Below are 18772 nucleotides of genomic sequence, written 5' to 3' on the forward strand. Positions count from 1 at the left end.
CGAATCAGTATACCACAATTCCCACAATTCCACATCACAGCCAAAAGATGATTGTCTTGGTATCTGCAAATGTTGTATAGGACACGGAAGATGTATCCCCCTGCAGATAATCAAAGACCTTCCTGTCTGTTATCAGCTGTGCGAACATACTGTCATACACATCCTGTGAAGCACACTTCATAGTCACATTATTGCTGCCATCATTGTACCTGCGGTCAAAGAGATCCTTCACAAGAGACATTTCAGCAGATGTGAAGTACTCATCCTCCCTGACATAGTAGTTATCTGCCATACTTGAGCAATTTGGCATATAAATGTCATCAGATATTGTGTGATTCCTAACGATATCTGAAGTCGTCACATTAAGATAGTCATAATTTATGGCAGGAAGCTTGGTTGCATCAGCACTCTCACCATTTGTTGTCTGGTAGGAAGAATCTCCCCAAGTCACATCCACATAGTAATATGCATTATTACACTTCACAAGATTCCAGGCATGCCTGACGCCTTTAGAATTCTTGGTATCTACGGTTCCGGTGACCAGAGTACAGTCAATTCCAATCTTGTTAAGAAGGAGCTGTGCTGCCTTTGCATAACCATTGCATACGCTTCTGCCATTTAAAAACACAGAGCATATATTCTGATTATCAGGAGCTTCTATATCATACTCGGTATTAGTGATCAGGTAGTCATATATATACTTGATCGCATAATAGTCATCTTCTGAGGAAGGCGCATTTGCAAGGCATCTGTTAACAGCCTCATTTATCTGCACCTTTTTTGCCTCAGCCTGTTCCTTACTGCAAGTGTAATTGCCCGTAAAAGAAATCTTGGTGATAACGTTATCAATCGTATAGTTGGTATAATGATAGCCATCCACATAAAAGATCTCCGGATGATCCGCCATTACATAGTCAAAGACCTGTTCTATGGCATCGTCACTTGTAGTTGAGACAATAACATCTGCAGCAAGATTCTGCATTATTGTAAGCAGCTCAACATACAAAGTCTTCCCTGCTTCAGTAAGCCTTTCATATGCATAAAGCCCTTCCTGGCTCTTTTTTATGGTCTCTATTCCCACAGGAGAAAGTCCAATTGATTCTCTGACCCTTTCATCTTCATCATCAGATGCTTTGGATAAGGTAACCCCAGGGCTTTGCTGTTTTTGTTCCTGGGCAAGGCTTGATTTAACAGATGAAGCATCAAAAGAACTATCGGATGAGCTTTCTTCTTTGGAAGCTTCCTCTGCTCCTGTTTCTATTTCTGCAACAATAGTAGTTTCACCAGTTGCCTGATCTGATACGTCATCCCCGGCACTTTCCACTTCAATGGCAGTCTCAGGCACCTGATAAGTGCTGTCAGTAGTTGAAACCGGATTATCCAATTTAGGATCTTTTAGTCCCAAAGCTTCCAGATAGTCATCAAAGCTTTCATACTGACAACCTGAAAGACCAGTTGTAACAACTCCCGCGGCCAGAAGCGCCGCCACTATTCTCTTAACTTTTCCAATGCCTTTTCTCAAGTACTCCCCTCCAACTTACGATAAGCATTAGTTCTTCTTAAACTCAGAAAGAATAAGTCCTTTATTTCTCTCCATTGTCATTCCAACACTCCACTCGTTAATGAATAAGAGAAGTGGTCTGTCATGCATATCCTTGATTTTCTTCATATCTGAAGTTCCAACAAGTGTAGACATATCGATATCCTGATTGTCCACCCATCTGATGTACTCGTATGGAAGATTCTCAAGGATTATATCAACATTGTACTCGCTCTGGAGTCGGAACTTCAATACATCAAACTGAAGAACACCAACTACTCCGACAATTATTTCCTCAAGTCCTGTATTGTACTCCTGGAATATCTGAATAGCACCTTCCTGAGCTATCTGAGTGATACCCTTTACAAACTGTTTACGCTTCATGGTATCTACCTGACGTACTCTTGCAAAGTGTTCCGGAGCAAATGTAGGGATTCCTTCGTATACCACATTGTCTTTTGGCATACAGATCGTATCACCAATAGAGAAAATACCCGGATCAAATACGCCCATGATATCACCGGCGTAAGCCTCACTAAGTATCTTTCTCTCATCAGCCATCAGCTGCTGTGGCTGTGAAAGTCTCATAACCTTGCCGCTCTGCACATGCTTAACTTCGTTGTTGGCATCATAGCGTCCTGAACAGATTCTCATAAAAGCGACTCTGTCTCTGTGAGCTTTGTTCATATTAGCCTGGATCTTAAATACAAAGGCTGTAAAATCTCTCTCAAATGGATCAATAAGCTCTCCGTCTGAAGACTTACGTCCTGTAGGAGGAGTGGCCATTTTTAAGAAATGATGGAGGAAAAGTTCTACACCAAAGTTCTGAAGAGCTGATCCAAAGAACACAGGAGTAAGTTCACCTGCTCTTACTTTTTCAAGATCATATTCAGCGCCTGCTCCATCCAAAAGCTCTATTTCTCCCTGAAGCTTTTCAAAAGCATCCTGTCCAATCTCACTGTCAATAGCAGCTTTATCGTTAAGATCTATGAAAGTTTCTTTTCCTTCCTTAGTTCCCTTTTGCGTCTCTGAGAATGTAACTATATGACCTTCTCGCCTGTCATAGATACCTTTGAAATTCTTACCTGAACCAATTGGCCAGTTCATAGGGCAGGTTGCGATCCCGAGATTATTCTCAATATCATCAAGAAGATCAAAAGTGTCTTTTGCATCACGGTCGAGCTTATTTATAAATGTAAAGATCGGAATATGACTCATGGCGCAGACTTTAAAGAGCTTTCTTGTCTGAGCCTCAACACCCTTGCTGGCATCAATAACCATGACAGCTGAGTCAGCAGCCATAAGTGTTCTGTATGTATCTTCTGAGAAGTCCTGGTGTCCTGGAGTATCAAGGATGTTTATGCAGCATCCTTCAAAGTTGAACTGCAGAACTGATGAAGTAACCGAAATACCTCTCTGTTTCTCGATTTCCATCCAGTCAGATACAGCATGTCTGGCTGTAGCCTTACCCTTAACGCTACCAGCCATGTTAATAGCTCCACCGTAAAGCAGGAACTTTTCGGTAAGAGTTGTCTTACCTGCGTCAGGGTGGGAAATAATTGCAAAAGTACGACGCTTATTTATCTCATTAATTGTTTCTTTTGTATTACTCATTGCTCAATCCTTTATTACTTTAAATAAGACCGGTATGCATAACACGCCGGTCTTAAAGAATATACGTTAGATACGGAAGCTCTGCTCTCACTTCGTTCGCCAGAGCAAGCTTCATACTAAAATCGACTTACGTCTCATTAAGTATTCAGCTTTTAGGGCAATCCTTGATTGAGAAGCTGATTCTTCCCATCTTATCCTTGCCAAGGCAGATAACTTTTACAGTATCACCAAGTGTAAGAACATCTTCAACATGGTCGATTCTCTCTTTAGAGATCTTGCTGATGTGAACCATGCCCTCTTTGCCAGGAGCAAACTCAACAAATGCGCCGAACTCTTTGATGCTTACAACCTTACCTGTGAAGATCTGATCCTTCTCAAAGTCTGTAACGATCACATTGATCATGTTAACAGCCTCATTGATCTTATCCTGATCTTCTCCACAAACAGAAACCTGTCCGTCATCTGTAATATCAATCTTAACGCCTGTTCTAGCGATGATTTCATTGATTGTCTTTCCACGCTGTCCAACAACATCACCAATCTTCTCAGGATCGATCTGCATAGAAACGATCTTAGGAGCGTACTTGGATACTTCCTTACGAGGTTCAGCAATTGCCTTGCTCATGCACTCATCCATGATGAAGAATCTTGCTTCACGGCACTGCTCAATAGCTGTCTCAACGATAGGCTTTGTAAGACCGTGGATCTTGATATCCATCTGGATAGCTGTGATACCGTCTTTTGTTCCTGTTACCTTGAAGTCCATATCTCCGAAGAAGTCTTCAAGTCCCTGAATATCTGTAAGAACGATGAAATCATCATCTGTGTCTCCAGTAACAAGACCACATGAAATACCAGCAACCATCTTCTTGATAGGAACACCGGCAGCCATAAGTGACATACATGATGCGCAAGTTGAAGCCATTGATGTTGATCCGTTAGACTCAAATGTTTCTGATACAGCACGGATTGCATATGGGAACTCATCAACACTAGGAAGAACAGGAAGAAGTGCTCTCTCAGCAAGTGCGCCGTGACCGATCTCTCTACGTCCAGGGCCTCTTGAAACCTTTGTCTCACCTACAGAATATGCAGGGAAGTTGTACTGGTGTACATATCTCTTATCAGCTGCAAAGCTGTCAAGACCTTCAACCTTCTGAGCCTCTGAAAGTGGAGCAAGTGTTACAACATCACAGATCTGTGTCTGTCCACGAGTGAACATAGCACTTCCGTGTACTCTAGGAATAAGATCAACCTCAGCTGAAAGTGGTCTGATCTGCTTTATGTCACGTCCGTCTGGTCTCTTGTGATCTTTAAGGATCATCTTACGAACTGTCTTTTTCTCATACTGGTAGATTGCTTCACCAAGGATTGCAAGCCACTCTTCGTTGTCAGCAAACTTCTCTGTGAGTCTGTCTGTAATATCAGCGATGTTTGCTTCTCTTGTCTGCTTGTCATCTGTAAATACAGCCTTTTCCATCTCTTCTGGTGGAACAACCTCTTTGATAGCTGCAAAGAGTTCTTCAGGAACAGCGCAGCTTGTATATTCGTGCTTTGGCTTACCAACCTCAGCTACAATACCCTTGAAGAATTCAATGATCTGAAGGTTAACATCATGTGCCTTGTAGATAGCTTCCTTCATCTTCTCTTCAGGAATCTCGTTGGCACCGGCCTCGATCATGATTACTTTCTGTCCAACAGAAGCAACTGTGAGCTTAAGGTCACCTGTGTTCCACTGCTCCTGTGTAGGGTTAACGATGAGCTCACCATCGATCATACCGATCTGAGTCATAGCACATGGGCCATCGAAAGGAATATCAGAAATTGAAACTGATACTGAAGCGCCAAGCATTGCAAGAAGCTCTGGACGGCACTGAGGATCAACTGACATAACCATTGTCTCGATTGTTACGTCATTTCTGTAATCCTTAGGGAAAAGAGGACGCATAGGACGATCGATAACGCGGCTTGTAAGAATAGCGTTCTCAGAAGGCTTGCCCTCTCTCTTGTTGTATCCACCTGGGAATTTACCTACAGCATAGAACTTCTCACCATACTCTACTGAAAGTGGGAAGAAATCAATTCCATCCCTTGGCTTTGCTGAAGCTGTTGCTGTACATAAAACTGTTGTGTCGCCATACTGCATGAAAGCGCAGCCGTTTGCCTGTTTTCCTACTTTGCCGATTTCAACCTTAAGTGTACGTCCGGCAAGTTCCATTGAATAAGTCTTTACCATTTTTTCTCCTTCTACTGCTCATCCGCAGTCCTTCATCTACAAATTCAAAAACATACTCATATACGACTGTTTCATTGAATTTTTGTACTTCAGGTGCGTGTGCAGTGTAAACATTATTATTGATATATGGTTTTCAAGGTCATAATAAAAATCACGCATGCATAATCTTTATTATAACTTTGAACCCATATATCTTTTGTTATAAAAATACAAAAAACGGAATAGGCTGATGATAGTACATCAGCCTTATCCCGTCTTCTTTTAACAGATTACTTTCTAAGACCAAGGTCTGCGATGAGCTTACGATAAGCTTCGATATCCTTTTTCTTGAGATATCCAAGAAGGCTACGTCTCTGACCTACCATCTTAAGAAGACCTCTTCTTGAGTGGTGATCCTTAGGGTTCTTATCAAGGTGAGCGTTAAGCTCCTTGATTCTCTCTGTAAGGATAGCTACCTGAACTTCTGGTGAACCTGTGTCTCCAGCTGTTCTTGCGAACTTGCTGATTACTTCTGTTTTCTTCTCTTTTGAAATCATTTCTTTTCTCCTTTAAAAAATAGTATTTCCTCCTAATACGCAGACAAAGGTTGGAGTATCCTGCATCCGAGTATAAGGTAGTCTGTTACAGTTGTCTGAACATTAAGTCAGCAACTAACACATATTAGCACATAAAACAAATTATGTAAAGTGCAGAATATCACTCTACACTATTTATAAGCGCAAAAATTTCTTCTTTTATCTTCTTATTTGTCTCAAGGGCATTTTCTCTGCTGTCCCTGTTTGAATAGAAGTAGAATTTGATCTTAGGCTCTGTACCTGAAGGTCTGATTGCAAACCATGAACCGTTATCAAGGAAAAGCCTTATCGCATTCTGTGCAGGGATATCCTCGTAGCCATTTATATAATCAATGACCTTCTCTACCTTTGCTCCTGCAACTTCTGAAGGGATATTTTCCCTAAACCACTTCATCATACGCTGAATACGCTGTGCGCCCGGAATTCCCTCAAGGACGATGTTTGGTTCATCCTCTGCAAAGAAGCCATACTTCGCATAGATTTCCTGAAGTACATCCCAAAGTGTCTTGCCCTGTTTTCTATAGTAAGCTGCTGCCTCAGCAACAAGCATACCTGCTGAAATTCCATCCTTATCACGGATATCCTCGCATACCGCATAGCCAACTGACTCTTCGTAGCCAAAGAGATATGTGTATCCATTCTCATGAAGATAAGGGATCTTACCGCAGATGTTCTTAAATCCTGTAAGAGTTTCAAACATCTCAACTCCATAAGCCTTAGCCATGATAGTTGAAAGAGTTGATGTAACGATGGACTTAACCATAGCACCCTTAGCAGGAAGTGTTCCGGCGTCCTTTCTTCCCTCAAGAACATAATTAACAAGAATATATCCTGTCTGATTGCCGTTAAGAGGAATATATTCTCCCTTATCATTTCTGATCTCGATAGCAAATCTGTCTGAATCGGGATCAGTTGCCATAAGAAGTTCTGCTCCAAACTCTTTTCCGTACTGCTCAGAAAGTTTGAACGCCTTAGGATCCTCAGGATTAGGATATCCAACTGTTGTGAAATCAGGGTCTGGATTTTCCTGTTCAGGAACTATCTTCCAATTGTTAAATCCCCTGTCTGTAAGCATCTGTCTGAACGGAATAGAACCGCATCCGTTAAGTGGTGTGTATACAAGAGGAATTGAAAGATCAAGCTCATCTCCTTCGTGGATAGCCATGCCCTCGATCTTATCAAGGTATTCTCTGTCGTATTCTTCACCAAGAATTGTGATCTTGCCCTCTTTTACAAACTGGTCAAAATCTCCCTTCTTAATACCATTCCACATGTCGACAGCTTCAATCTTCTCTGTCATACCATCGGCAATTTCAGATGAAACCTGGCATCCATCATCCCAGTATGCCTTGTATCCGTTGTACTCTCTTGGATTGTGAGATGCTGTAATGTTTATACCTGAAACTGTTCCAAGTCTTCTGATCATGAACGCAAGTTCAGGTGTAGGACGAAGATCAGGGAATGTGTAAACCTTGATCCCGTTAGCAGCAAAGATGCTGGCAGCAAGCTGAGAAAACTCTTTTGAAAAATGTCTTGGATCATGGGCAATAACTACACCCTTTTCCATGTTCTCTTTTCCTGAAGCCACGATATAATCTGCTACACCCTGGGTTGCCTTACCAACTGTGTAGAAATTCATTCTGTTGGTACCTGCTCCAACCTTACCTCTAAGTCCTGCTGTTCCAAAAGCGAGATTCTGGAAGAATCTCTCCTCAATCTCAGTGTCATTGTCCTTTATCTCTATAAGTTCTGTCTTTAATGGGTCGTTGTCTGAAAGATTGTTAAGCCATTCATTGTATCTTTCTTTATAATCCATATTAAACCTCCTAAAATATAAATGATCACACAGACATAATTGTAACATAAAATGAGGAGTTACTCCATTTTAGCAACTCCTCATGCCCAAAATACAAGTTTTTACATCATTCCAAAGTTCTTAAGTATTAGTATCCAGAAAAATATTGTCACAATTGACAAAAGTGTTGAAACAAGGACATATTCACCGGCAAGGTCCGCATCTCCGCCCATGCTCTGAGCCATTGGATATGAGGCCGCAGCAACAGGAGTTGCAAACATACAAAATACAACGAATAGCTCTGCTCCGCTTATTCCAACCAGGGACATAACAGTCACCATGATACTTGGAATGATAACGAGCTTAAGAGATATTCCTGTGCAAAGAGGAAGTACATCTCTTTTCATATTTGCTGCATGGAGGCTTCCTCCGAGAACAAAGAGCGACAGTGGTGTTGCCATGCTGTTTAGCTCAGCTATAGGTTTTACAAGGCTTGTTGGCATGGTAACCGGAAGAATATTAAATACCACACCTGCAATAGCGCCGATTATCAGTGGATTTTTAAGGATATTCTTTAAAAGTGTTAAAAAAGATACCTTGCCACCTCTGAAATACTCAAGGATAGCCACTGAAGCTATGTTGTACAAAGGAACAATAAATGCGACCATAATGCTGGCCATCACAGCTCCTTCTTTTCCAAAAACGCTCTCAGTAAGCGGAATAGCAAAAAGGACCGAATTGCTCCTGAAGATTGCCTGCATCACAACTCCGCGTCTTGGATTTTCTTTTACAAAAACAGGAACTATGAAGAAACAGGCAAATATAACTATCAGCGTAGCCACAAATGCAAAGGCCACATATCCTGCATTGCTCAGCCTGCTAAAATCCACATCGTACAGGTTGTTAAACATGATGAATGGGAAAAAAACTTTAAATACAACCCCGTTTAATTCCTTTAAAAAGCTCTCTTTTACAGCGCCACTTTTTTTGGCGATCATCCCCAGAAAAATGTACACCATAAAAGGTATTACAGCGCTCGTTGCAATTTGCAGATTCTCCATACTCTTCTCCTCTTAGCCTATCCCAATTCCCCGTTTTTTTATCTTAATTCGCAGCCCTTTTCAGATCACTTTCAATCTGATGCTTAAGGTCCTCAATACTGTCAAACTTCATTTCAGGTCTCAAAAACTCTTTTAATCTTACAGTGAGACCTTTACCATATACATCCTCATCAAAATCATAGATATAAGTCTCAACTCCAACTGCTTCTTTTTCAGAAATTGTTGGTTTCCTGCCAATATTGGTCATTCCTGCATATTCCTTATCATCTATGACCACAATGCTTGAATATACTCCAAATGGAGGAAGAAGCTTATTGTTTGGAGGAAGGATGTTGACTGTAGGAACTCCTATCGTGTGACCTATATGTCTTCCATGCTCCACAATTCCGCTTATGCTGTACTCTGTTCCAAGAAGTCTTTTTACTTCAGCCATATTACCGTCTGCGACTTCATTTCTGACTCTGGTAGAGCTGACTTCTGTTCCATCAAGCATAACCTTCTCAATAAGATCAAGCTCAAAGCCAAGTTCCTTGCTTAAGTTTCTGAGCAGATGCTGATCTCCTCTTCCTTTATCGCCAAAAGAAACATCGCTACCCGCAGCGATATACACAGCTTTCAGATCACCGCAAAGAATATCTCTTACAAAATCCTCAGGATCTGTGGCTGCTGTAGCCTCTGTAAGAGGAAATTCAACCAGGATATCAACACCCAGTTTTTCAAAGGCACGTCTCTTTTCATTTCTGGTAAAAAGCTGTCTGACCGTGTGTCCAACAAAGAACTCCTCAGGTGAAGGTTCAAATGTAAACACACAGGCCTTAAGACCATCCTGCTTCTGCTCAAGAATCTTCCCCAAAAGCTTTTTGTGTCCTAAATGGATACCGTCAAACTTTCCCATTGCTATGGCAGTCTTGCTATTTATATTCAGTTCATCAAGTCTGGTTATTATTTCCAATCAAATCACCACCAATTAAATCATTATTTCTCGAAAAAGAATTTATCGACTTTGAACATCCTTGTTCTCTCATCATATTTATAGATTCCAAAAAATGTTTCGTCTTCCGCATAAACCCTTATCATGTTTCCATCTGTAAACATCTCTTTTTCGAATTCTTTATCATTAACTCCGTTTGGATCTTCATTTACAATATTGTCTTTTCTGAAGCTGTTACCATTTTCAAGGAGAACCCTCGCGCTGTCTTTTACGTGAATCTTATCCAAATCCCTAAAGATATACTCAGGAGACTGAATTGCCTCTGATAATGTACCATTATCGCGCATCTCCTCCACCTGAGACAGTGTTATAGCTGTTTCCAGATTAAATGCTCCGACTCTTGTTCTTGTAAGGTGCTGCATAGCTGCCCCGCAACCAAGCCTTTGTCCAATATCATTACAAAGAGTTCTGATGTACGTTCCCTTTGAGCACTTAACCTCAATGGTAAAAATATGATCACTTTCCAAATGTGAATCATCAAGAACAGTTATTGCTCCGATATGGATCTTTCTTGGCTTTCTCTCGACCTCAATTCCCTCTCTTGCAAGCTCATAAAGCTTTTTGCCATCCTGCTTTATAGCAGAATACATGGGAGGAATCTGATCATAATCGCCAACAAAAGCCTGAACAGCCTCATGAAGTTCAGCCTTTGTTACATTTACAGGTTGCTCTCTAAGAATATTTCCTGACATATCCTGCGTATCAGTTGTAACCCCAAGCCTGCAGACCGCGATATACTCTTTATCATGATCTGTAAGCATCTCAACAAGCTTTGTACCTGTCCCGAGGCACACCACCAGTACACCAACAGCATCCGGATCAAGAGTTCCGGTATGTCCAATCTTTTTTTGCTTAAGGATTCCTCTTAGTTTAGCCACCACATCATTAGATGTAAAGCCAGGCTCCTTATATATATTTATCAAACCATTATATTTGTTCATGTTCTTATTCTCATTCTTAGTCAAAACAAGCCACAAGACATCTCATATCTTGTGGCTATATTATTATAACTGTTGCTGAATATATTTTGTAATGTTATTTATAACATCATGCTGTGTTCCATTGACAGTACAACCTGCAGCTCTCATATGTCCGCCGCCGCCAAAAATCTTGGCAACCTTCGAAACATCTACACTTCCGTCGCTGCGAAGGCTTACCCTGTAAGTCATTGGTTCCTCTTCATACATGAATATTGAACAACCAACACCGATTGTAAGAAGCATCTGGTTAACGATTCCATCCATATCATTGCTGGTAGCACCGTAAAAATCCATTGTCTGCCTTGAAACAACTGATACAATACACTTGCCATTCATCAGGAGAATGCTCTCAAGAAGCGCTCTTCCCAAAATCTGATTCTGAAGATATGTCTTTTCATAAAATACATGGTCTATAAGACTTCCAAAATCAAATCCGTATCCGATAAGCTTTGCAGCAATCTCCATTGTCCTGGGAGAAGTGCAGGAATACTTAAATACACCTGTATCTGTCACCATTCCGGTATAAAGAGATTTTGCAATATCTTCATCCATCTTATCTGTGTCGATCACAGTATAAACAAGCTCACATGCACTACTTGCCGTAGGAACTATATAATTCACATTGCCTGTCCCCGGATTACTGATGTGATGATCGATATTTACAGTGTTTTTAGCTGCATCAAAAAAGCCTTCTGCATTTCCAAGACGATCCTTGCCACAATCAAGGGCAATGAACAAATCATAACTGTCAATATCTGTTGTGTAGTCTTTATTGACCTTATCTGAATCTTTGATGAATTCAAGTTCAGGTGGAATACTCTCAAGAAAAACATCCACCCTTGTATCAGGATAATTCTTGGATAGATAAAGATACATTCCCATGCATGATCCAACACAGTCCCCATCTGGCCTTATATGACCACTAATACCTACTGTCTTTACGCCTTGCATTAATTCATCTATCTTCATATCTACCTACTCTTTCCTATCAATCTTCGTTATCTTCTTCGTCCTCAAAAGAATCTTCTACTTCTTCTCCGCGGGCTGCCCTTGCTTCATTGTCCTTTGCTGTAACTTCATCAATCTTCTTGGACATATTGATAGCATACTCAATTGAGTCGTCCATAATGAATCTAAGTTCTGGAGTGTATCTCATATTGAGTTCTTTTGCCAAAGTGCTGCGGATGTAACCTGAAGCGCTCTTAAGTCCCTCCTGAGTGCGAAGTCTGTCTTCTTCATCACCCATTACAGTTACCCAGACCTTACATGTCTTAAGGTCTGGAGCAACTTCAACTTCCATAACAGATGTCATGGGACTGATCCTTGGATCTTTGCTATAACGAATGGCCTCTGAAATAACTTTCATTACTTCGCCATTTATTCTTTTATTTTTATTACTGTTTTTTCTCATTGACGAGGTACCTCTACCATCTCATACGCCTCTACCATATCACCTTCATGCATCTGGTCGAAGCCATCAAATACAAGACCACACTCGAAGCCTTCCTTAACTTCCTTAACATCATCTTTGAATCTCTTAAGTGAAGCAAGGTCACCTTCAAAGATCTGCTCGCCATCTCTTGAAATACGAACTTTGCAGTCTTTCTTAATGATACCATCTTTTACGAAGCTACCTGCGATATTACCAATCTTGGAAGCCTTGAATATCTGACGAACTTCTGCATGTCCTGTAACTCTTTCTTCATAGATAGGAGCAAGCATTCCCTTCATAGCATATTCAATCTCTTCGATTGCCTGATAGATAACCTTGTAAAGCTTGATCTCAACGCCTTCATGCTCAGCCATGCTCTTTGCTGTAGCATCAGGACGAACGTCAAATCCGATAATAATAGCGTTAGATGCAGCAGCAAGTGTTACATCTGACTCATTGATGGCACCAACACCACCATGGATAACCTTAACAACAACTTCATCGTTAGAGAGCTTAAGAAGACTCTGCTTAAGGGCTTCTACGCTACCCTGAACGTCAGCCTTGATGATAATATCAAGTTCCTGAAGTCTTCCTTCCTCAATCTTGGAGTAAAGATCATCAAGAGACATCTTAGCCTTTGTCTCTTCAATAAGGTCTTTCTTGTGCTGCTGAAGGTATGTATTTGCATACTGTTTAGCCTGTTTGTCAGTCTCATGTCCAAGGAATACTTCACCTGCATTAGGAACATCAGAAAGACCAAGGATCTCAACAGGCTGTGAAGGACGAGCTTCTTTAAGCTTGTTACCCTTATCATCAACCATGGCACGAACCTTACCTGAGCTTGCACCAGCAGAGATGAAGTCACCAACATGAAGTGTTCCCTTCTGAACAAGAACGTTTGCAACAGGGCCACGTCCCTTATCAAGTCTTGCCTCAAGAACAAGTCCTCTGGCCATTCTGTCAGGATTAGCCTTAAGCTCTAAGATATCAGCTGTAAGGATGATAGTTTCAAGAAGGTCTTCAATACCTTCACCTGACTTAGCTGATACAGGAACAAATTCTGTTGTTCCGCCCCAATCTGTAGAAATGAGGCCATACTCTGTCATTTCCTGTTTAACTTTATCAATATTTGCGTTTGGCTTATCAATCTTGTTGACAGCAACGATAATCTCAACTTCAGCTGCCTTAGCATGGTTGATAGCTTCAACTGTCTGAGGCATTACACCGTCATCAGCAGCTACTACAAGTACTGCGATATCTGTAGAATTAGCACCACGCATACGCATTGCAGTAAACGCTTCATGACCAGGTGTATCAAGGAATGTGATCTTCTGATCATTTACAGATACTGTGTAAGCACCGATTCTCTGAGTGATACCGCCGGCCTCTCTGTCAGTTACGCTTGTCTTACGGATTGCATCAAGAAGTGATGTTTTACCGTGGTCAACGTGACCCATTACGCAGACAACAGGTGGTCTCTTCTTAAGTGTCTCAGGTGCATCCTCATCCTCTTTAAGAAGCTCTTCAATAACGTCTACAGGAACCTCTTTCTCGCAGATGATATCGTACTCAATTGCTATATTCTCAGCCTCTTCATAAGTAAGCTCTGTATTTACAGTAGAAATCTGACCAGCCATAAAGAGCTTCTTGATGATAACTGAAGGCTGCATCTTCATCTTCTCAGCAAGTTCCTTGATGGAAACCTTCTCAGGAATAGAAATAACTTTGATCTGCTCTTCAGGTTCCTCAACCTTCTTAACTTCAGGCTTAATGAATCTGCCAACTCTCTTGCTTCTTGGCATCATCTCTTCCTGCTCGTAAGCAAGATCCTTCTTATTTCTCTTATCCTTCTCCTGACCGATACGACGTCTCTCTTCGTCTCTGTGGCTTCCTCCGTCCTTTACAGGAGCTGCGTCAGCAAATGAGCCTCTCTGGTTCTTATCGAACTTGTTATTTCTATCGTTTCTGTCATTTCTGTCGTTGCGATCGTTTCTTCCGCCGAACTTGCCGCCAGGCTGGCCACCGCTCATCTGACCATCACGGCCACCGCGCTGACCGAATCCGCCCTGATTATTATCTCTGCGGAATCCGCCATTCTGTCCATTATTTCTGTTCTGGAAGCCGTTTCTGTCGCCTCGCTCGTTCCTTCCGGAATTATTTCTGTTATCTCTGTTATTATCTCTGTTATTATCTCTGTTGTTATCTCTGTTATCCCTGTTATCTCTAGGTCTCTCATTCTGAACAGGTGCAGCATTTTCTCTCTTAGGAGCTTCGCTGCGAACAGGTGCTGCCTGCTGAACCGGCTGCTCTTTAACAACCTTATTTTCCTGAACTTCAGGTGCTGCTTCCTTTTTAGGAGCCGGCTTTGGATTAACACTCTTATTTACAGGAGTGTTATAGCTCTCAAGCTGTGAAGGAGCAGTTAATGGCTTAATTGGATGGTATACATTCTGAGACTGTGCAAAAGTGCCTCTTCTGTTATTACCATTATTCTGGTTATTGCCATAACCACCTCTGTTATCACGGCGCTGATTGTTGTTATTGTTATTCTGAGCACCGCTGTTGTTTCCACCCTGGTTATTGTGATAGCCACCCATTTTTGAGTTGCCGGCATTTGTAACCATGATGATCTTCTTCTTTTTCTTTGGCGCTTCAGCATCTGCTTTAGGCGCCTCAGCCTTAGGAGCTTCTGTTTTTGCAGGTGCCTTTTTCTCTTCTGTCTTGGCCTCATCTGCTTTTTTAGATGAACCCTTGAAGTGATTTCTAGCCACCTCCGCATCAGCATCCTCTATTGAACTGTTCGAACGTTTTGCCTCTATGCCTTTCTCCTGCAAAACACTTATCAGCTCCTTTGCGTCGCATCCAAGCTCATTTGCAAGTTCGGATATTTTTATCTTTGCCATTCACATTTCCTCCGTACTTTTTTCTGAAAGTAAGTTCTTTATGAGCGTCTTGGCAAATCCCGCATCAGTAATAGCCAAACTCGTTCGAACGTCCTTACCTATTGCATGTCCCAACTCATCCATGGTTCCATAGAAATAAATCGGAACTTTATAATAACTACATTTATCACTAAATTCTTTTTTGGTATTGTCTGAGGCATCGTTGCTCACAATAACCATGATAGCTGTCTTTTTCCGGATTGCTTCCAGAACAGCAAATTCACCGCTCTTTAGCTTACCGGCTCTCTGACACAGCCCCAGCGTACCAAGTAACTTTTCTTTAGAATCCAATCTCGCTTAACTCCTTTTTAAGCTTTTGAAGCTCGTCTTCAGGAACAGGTGATTTAAGAGATCTTTCAAGGCCCTTATTCTTAAATGCTTTCTTCAGACATTCCTCTGATCTGCACAGATAAGCACCTCTGCCATTAGCCTTTCCGGTGAAATCAATCTTTACTTCACCTTCAGGAGACTTGATGACTCTGATCATCTCCTTCTTTTCCTTCATCTCCATGCATCCAACGCACTTTCTCATCGGAATCTTTTTCTGCATATTATTCCTCTACTTCAGAATCGGAAGCTTCTACTTCGCCTTCCTCATACTCGCCTTCTTCGTACTCATCATAATCTTCATCATCAAGATAATCTTCCATACGGAATCCAGGAGCATCCTTAGCCTGTGTCTCACTCTTGATATCAATCTTGTATCCTGTAAGTCTTGCAGCAAGCCTTGCATTCTGACCTTCCTTACCAATTGCAAGTGAGAGCTGGTAATCAGGAACAACTACCTTTGCGCTCTTCTCATCAGGATCAGCAAAAACTGCTACGATCTTAGCTGGTGAAAGTGCATTCTGGATAAGGTTTCCAGGGTTTTCATCCCAGTTGATTACATCAATCTTTTCACCGTTAAGCTCATCTACGATAAGGTTAACTCTTGCACCATTTACACCTACGCATGCACCAACAGCATCTACGTTAGGGTTATTAGAATAAACTGCAATCTTTGTACGGCTTCCTGCTTCTCTTGCTATTGACTTGATCTCTACAGTTCCGTCCTGGATTTCAGCAACTTCCTGCTCAAAAAGTCTCTTTACAAGATCAGGGTGAGTTCTTGATACAAGAATTCTTGGTCCCTTTGATCCGTTCTTAACTTCAAGTACGTATACTCTGATACGTGATGTTGGTCTGTATACCTCACCCTTAACCTGCTCATTCTCGTTAAGGATTGCATCTGCACGTCCAAGGTTGATGCTTACATTTCTTCCAATGAATCTCTGAACAACACCTGTTACAATGTCATGCTCTTTCTCAAAGTACTCATTGTAGATAGCACCGCGCTCTTCCTCACGGATTTTCTGAAGGATAACATTCTTGGCGTTCTGAGTAGCGATACGTCCAAATTCCTTAGAATTAAGAGGAACTGCAACTATATCACCAATCTTTGCCTTTTTTGTTATCTTCTTTGCATCATCAAGGCAGATCTCAATCTGTGGATCCATAACATCGTCTGCAAGCTCGACTACTTCTTTATCGGCATAGCATTTGAAGTCGCAATTATTTCTGTCTACCTCTACTCTGATATTTTCAGCCTTGCCAAAGTTATTCTTGCAGGCTGTGATAAGTGAATTCTCAATTGCATCGAACAGAGAATCTTTGCTGATGTTCTTCTCCTTTTCTAAAAGGTCAAGGGCATCCATTAATTCTTTACTCATCGTAATCTCCTTTTTCCGCCTGGATCAAAAATCCAGTGCAAGCTTAATCACTGATATCTCTTTTCTGGAAAAAATCTCATCTTTATCATTTATTGTCACGGTAACACTGTCGCTGTCATAACCTTTAAGTGTACCGGCAAACTCTTTAACACCATCACGTGCTTTAAAAAGTTTAAGCTCAACATCCTGTCCAAGGCTGTTCTCAAAGTGTCTGTCCTTTTTGAGCTGTCTGCCAAGTCCCGGACTTGAAACCTCCAAGGTATAAGCATCCTCAATAAAGTCATCTGCATCAAGAGCATCTGAAAGTGCATGACTTACATCAACGCATTTATTGATGTCAACGCCGCCCTCTCTGTCGATATAAGCTCTAAGGTACCATTCACCGGCTTCCTTAACATACTCTACATCGTAGATGCTGACTTCATTTGCCTTAGCAATAGGTACAAGCATTTCTTCTACTTTTGCTTCGATCTCATTTTTCTTCATTCATTTTCCTCTTTGCATGCCATGGTACAACCCGATGGTTACCATGCGCATTATTACATAAAGAAAGTGGGCTTTCTTCAAGCCCACTTACAATTACCATGTTGACCATATCACAAAAACGGCATTTCGTCAAGGATATGCACAAAAATTCCCAGGTTGCAAAGCAATCTGGGATTCGGGTTGGGCTGTTATAAACAGTCAATACCTCGTAGCGGAATCGAACCGCTGATTCTGCCGTGAGAGGGCAGCGTCTTAACCGCTTGACCAACGAGGCTTATCAGTTTGTTTTGTCGCCGCCGTATCGCGGCGACTTGTTTATAATATCTTATTACAAATAAAAATGCAAGCACTTTTTTAAAAAAAATTTAAAAATCGTTATACCGATGATTTGTTAACTATATACTTTAAGGGTTAACTATGTTTCTCATCTGACCCTTTTGCCAGGCTACTACGTTCTCCTTCACCTCTTCAAGGCATCTCTTTCTTGCCTCAGTACTTGCCCACGCCATGTGAGGTGTTACAAATAGTTTTCCACTGTCCTGTATCTTAAGAAGTGGAGAATCCTTTGCCATAGGTTCAGGATTTAATACATCAAGACCAGCTGCAGCGATCTTACCCTCTGTAAGAGCATCGTAAAGATCCTGCTCACTTACCACTGCACCTCTGGCTACATTTATGAGGATAGCGTTTTTCTTCATCTTATCAAAAGCGTTTTTATCGAAAAGATTTCTTGTTCTGTCCGTAAGAGGACAATGCAAAGATATAACATCTGAACGGGATAAGAGTTCATCAAACTCAACTCTCTCATAATCTGTACATGTGCTCTTTCCGGAAGCAGAATAAAAAATAACCTTTGCACCAAAAGCAGTTGCTATCTCAGCAACCTTTCTGCCGATGTTTCCCATTCCTACTATTCCATAGGTTTTTCCATCAAGTTCATTAAACGGAATATCAAGGCAGCAAAAATGAGACTGGTTAGCGTATTTTCCACTCTTAACAAATTCATCATAGTGTCTGGAATTCTCCATCAGATAAAAAAGAAGTGAAAAAGTATGCTGTGCCACTGACATGGTTGAATAACCAACCACGTTAGCCACTTTTACGCCATGCCTGTTGCAGGCTTCAATATTGGCATTGTCAAATCCTGTAGCAAACTCACAGATAAGTTCAAGATCCGGAGCCGCATCAAGAATCTTGTCTGATATTGCGCTTTTATTGATCATAAGCACCTTGGCGCCTGCAAGTCTTTCTGCCGCATTATCATCAGTTATCTTATCATCATAATATGTGCACTCTCCAAGATCATCAAAGAGTGTGTAATCCATATCTGATCCTACGCTGTCCGTATCTGCTACAACAATTTTCATATCTGTTATTCTCCTACTATAAAAATGTTTTTATTATCCTGTTT

The 18772-nt window shown here is 41.3% G+C and carries 16 protein-coding genes and 1 tRNA gene; all 17 read right to left on the reverse strand.

Annotated features, from left to right (window positions below; genetic code table 11):
• Nucleotides 1-34: 34 nt before the first annotated feature.
• The 17 genes from C4S54_RS09440 to C4S54_RS09520 all read right to left on the reverse strand — a co-directional run bounded on the left by C4S54_RS09440 (nucleotide 35) and on the right by C4S54_RS09520 (nucleotide 18728).
• On the reverse strand, nucleotides 35-1522 hold the full coding sequence (locus C4S54_RS09440) for a transglutaminase domain-containing protein (protein ID WP_103869310.1): 1488 nt from the start codon (nucleotides 1520-1522) through the stop codon (nucleotides 35-37).
• Between the two features lie 27 nt (nucleotides 1523-1549).
• On the reverse strand, nucleotides 1550-3154 hold the full coding sequence (locus C4S54_RS09445) for a peptide chain release factor 3 (protein WP_022775830.1): 1605 nt from the start codon (nucleotides 3152-3154) through the stop codon (nucleotides 1550-1552).
• 145 nt (nucleotides 3155-3299) lie between these two features.
• Nucleotides 3300-5390, reverse strand: a complete 2091-nt coding sequence (locus C4S54_RS09450) for a polyribonucleotide nucleotidyltransferase (RefSeq protein ID WP_103869311.1) — start codon at nucleotides 5388-5390, stop codon at nucleotides 3300-3302.
• Between the two features lie 269 nt (nucleotides 5391-5659).
• Nucleotides 5660-5926 (reverse strand): 30S ribosomal protein S15, encoded by a 267-nt coding sequence (gene rpsO / locus C4S54_RS09455; protein ID WP_022775827.1) that lies wholly within the window; start codon nucleotides 5924-5926, stop codon nucleotides 5660-5662.
• A gap of 160 nt (nucleotides 5927-6086) precedes the next feature.
• Nucleotides 6087-7781, reverse strand: coding sequence for a phospho-sugar mutase (locus C4S54_RS09460; RefSeq protein ID WP_103869312.1), 1695 nt, complete (start codon nucleotides 7779-7781; stop codon nucleotides 6087-6089).
• A 101-nt stretch (nucleotides 7782-7882) separates the two neighbouring features.
• Nucleotides 7883-8821, reverse strand: a complete 939-nt coding sequence (locus C4S54_RS09465) for an AEC family transporter (protein ID WP_103869313.1) — start codon at nucleotides 8819-8821, stop codon at nucleotides 7883-7885.
• A 43-nt stretch (nucleotides 8822-8864) separates the two neighbouring features.
• Nucleotides 8865-9773, reverse strand: a complete 909-nt coding sequence (locus C4S54_RS09470; protein WP_242973772.1) for a bifunctional riboflavin kinase/FAD synthetase — start codon at nucleotides 9771-9773, stop codon at nucleotides 8865-8867.
• A 23-nt stretch (nucleotides 9774-9796) separates the two neighbouring features.
• A complete protein-coding gene (gene truB / locus C4S54_RS09475; RefSeq protein ID WP_103869342.1) occupies nucleotides 9797-10753 on the reverse strand; it encodes a tRNA pseudouridine(55) synthase TruB in 957 nt (318 codons plus the stop codon).
• Between the two features lie 63 nt (nucleotides 10754-10816).
• The gene (locus C4S54_RS09480; RefSeq protein WP_103869314.1) at nucleotides 10817-11761 is read right to left on the reverse strand and encodes a DHH family phosphoesterase; all 945 of its coding nucleotides are present in this window, start codon (nucleotides 11759-11761) and stop codon (nucleotides 10817-10819) included.
• Between the two features lie 19 nt (nucleotides 11762-11780).
• A complete protein-coding gene (gene rbfA / locus C4S54_RS09485; protein WP_103869315.1) occupies nucleotides 11781-12203 on the reverse strand; it encodes a 30S ribosome-binding factor RbfA in 423 nt (140 codons plus the stop codon).
• The gene (gene infB / locus C4S54_RS09490; protein WP_103869316.1) at nucleotides 12200-15127 is read right to left on the reverse strand and encodes a translation initiation factor IF-2; all 2928 of its coding nucleotides are present in this window, start codon (nucleotides 15125-15127) and stop codon (nucleotides 12200-12202) included. Before infB ends, rbfA begins: the two co-directional genes overlap by 4 nt.
• Nucleotides 15128-15457, reverse strand: coding sequence for a L7Ae/L30e/S12e/Gadd45 family ribosomal protein (locus C4S54_RS09495; RefSeq protein ID WP_103869317.1), 330 nt, complete (start codon nucleotides 15455-15457; stop codon nucleotides 15128-15130).
• Nucleotides 15447-15716, reverse strand: a complete 270-nt coding sequence (gene rnpM, locus C4S54_RS09500) for an RNase P modulator RnpM (RefSeq protein ID WP_022775536.1) — start codon at nucleotides 15714-15716, stop codon at nucleotides 15447-15449. Before rnpM ends, C4S54_RS09495 begins: the two co-directional genes overlap by 11 nt.
• Nucleotide 15717: 1 nt before the next feature.
• Nucleotides 15718-16875, reverse strand: a complete 1158-nt coding sequence (gene nusA, locus C4S54_RS09505; RefSeq protein WP_022775537.1) for a transcription termination factor NusA — start codon at nucleotides 16873-16875, stop codon at nucleotides 15718-15720.
• A 24-nt stretch (nucleotides 16876-16899) separates the two neighbouring features.
• Complete coding sequence (gene rimP / locus C4S54_RS09510) at nucleotides 16900-17361, reverse strand: ribosome maturation factor RimP (protein WP_022775539.1); 462 nt, start codon at nucleotides 17359-17361, stop codon at nucleotides 16900-16902.
• A gap of 202 nt (nucleotides 17362-17563) precedes the next feature.
• Nucleotides 17564-17635: transfer RNA gene (locus C4S54_RS09515), tRNA-Glu, on the reverse strand.
• A 130-nt stretch (nucleotides 17636-17765) separates the two neighbouring features.
• Nucleotides 17766-18728 (reverse strand): D-2-hydroxyacid dehydrogenase, encoded by a 963-nt coding sequence (locus tag C4S54_RS09520; RefSeq protein WP_103869318.1) that lies wholly within the window; start codon nucleotides 18726-18728, stop codon nucleotides 17766-17768.
• Nucleotides 18729-18772 lie beyond the last annotated feature (44 nt).

Source organism: Butyrivibrio sp. Su6 (assembly GCF_900108105.1).
Taxonomy (GTDB): Bacteria; Bacillota; Clostridia; order Lachnospirales; family Lachnospiraceae; genus Butyrivibrio.

What these genes read in the sequence shown, in the direction of transcription:
- C4S54_RS09520 (WP_103869318.1), bottom strand. Translation starts at nt 18,728, where the DNA reads ATGAAAATTGTTGTAGCAGATACGGACAGCGTAGGATCAGATATGGAT.
- C4S54_RS09480 (WP_103869314.1), bottom strand. Translation starts at nt 11,761, where the DNA reads ATGAAGATAGATGAATTAATGCAAGGCGTAAAGACAGTAGGTATTAGT.
- C4S54_RS09465 (WP_103869313.1), bottom strand. Translation starts at nt 8,821, where the DNA reads ATGGAGAATCTGCAAATTGCAACGAGCGCTGTAATACCTTTTATGGTG.
- C4S54_RS09450 (WP_103869311.1), bottom strand. Translation starts at nt 5,390, where the DNA reads ATGGTAAAGACTTATTCAATGGAACTTGCCGGACGTACACTTAAGGTT.
- nusA (WP_022775537.1), bottom strand. Translation starts at nt 16,875, where the DNA reads ATGAGTAAAGAATTAATGGATGCCCTTGACCTTTTAGAAAAGGAGAAG.
- rpsO (WP_022775827.1), bottom strand. Translation starts at nt 5,926, where the DNA reads ATGATTTCAAAAGAGAAGAAAACAGAAGTAATCAGCAAGTTCGCAAGA.
- C4S54_RS09460 (WP_103869312.1), bottom strand. Translation starts at nt 7,781, where the DNA reads ATGGATTATAAAGAAAGATACAATGAATGGCTTAACAATCTTTCAGAC.
- truB (WP_103869342.1), bottom strand. Translation starts at nt 10,753, where the DNA reads ATGAACAAATATAATGGTTTGATAAATATATATAAGGAGCCTGGCTTT.
- infB (WP_103869316.1), bottom strand. Translation starts at nt 15,127, where the DNA reads ATGGCAAAGATAAAAATATCCGAACTTGCAAATGAGCTTGGATGCGAC.
- rimP (WP_022775539.1), bottom strand. Translation starts at nt 17,361, where the DNA reads ATGAAGAAAAATGAGATCGAAGCAAAAGTAGAAGAAATGCTTGTACCT.
- rnpM (WP_022775536.1), bottom strand. Translation starts at nt 15,716, where the DNA reads ATGCAGAAAAAGATTCCGATGAGAAAGTGCGTTGGATGCATGGAGATG.
- rbfA (WP_103869315.1), bottom strand. Translation starts at nt 12,203, where the DNA reads ATGAGAAAAAACAGTAATAAAAATAAAAGAATAAATGGCGAAGTAATG.
- C4S54_RS09445 (WP_022775830.1), bottom strand. Translation starts at nt 3,154, where the DNA reads ATGAGTAATACAAAAGAAACAATTAATGAGATAAATAAGCGTCGTACT.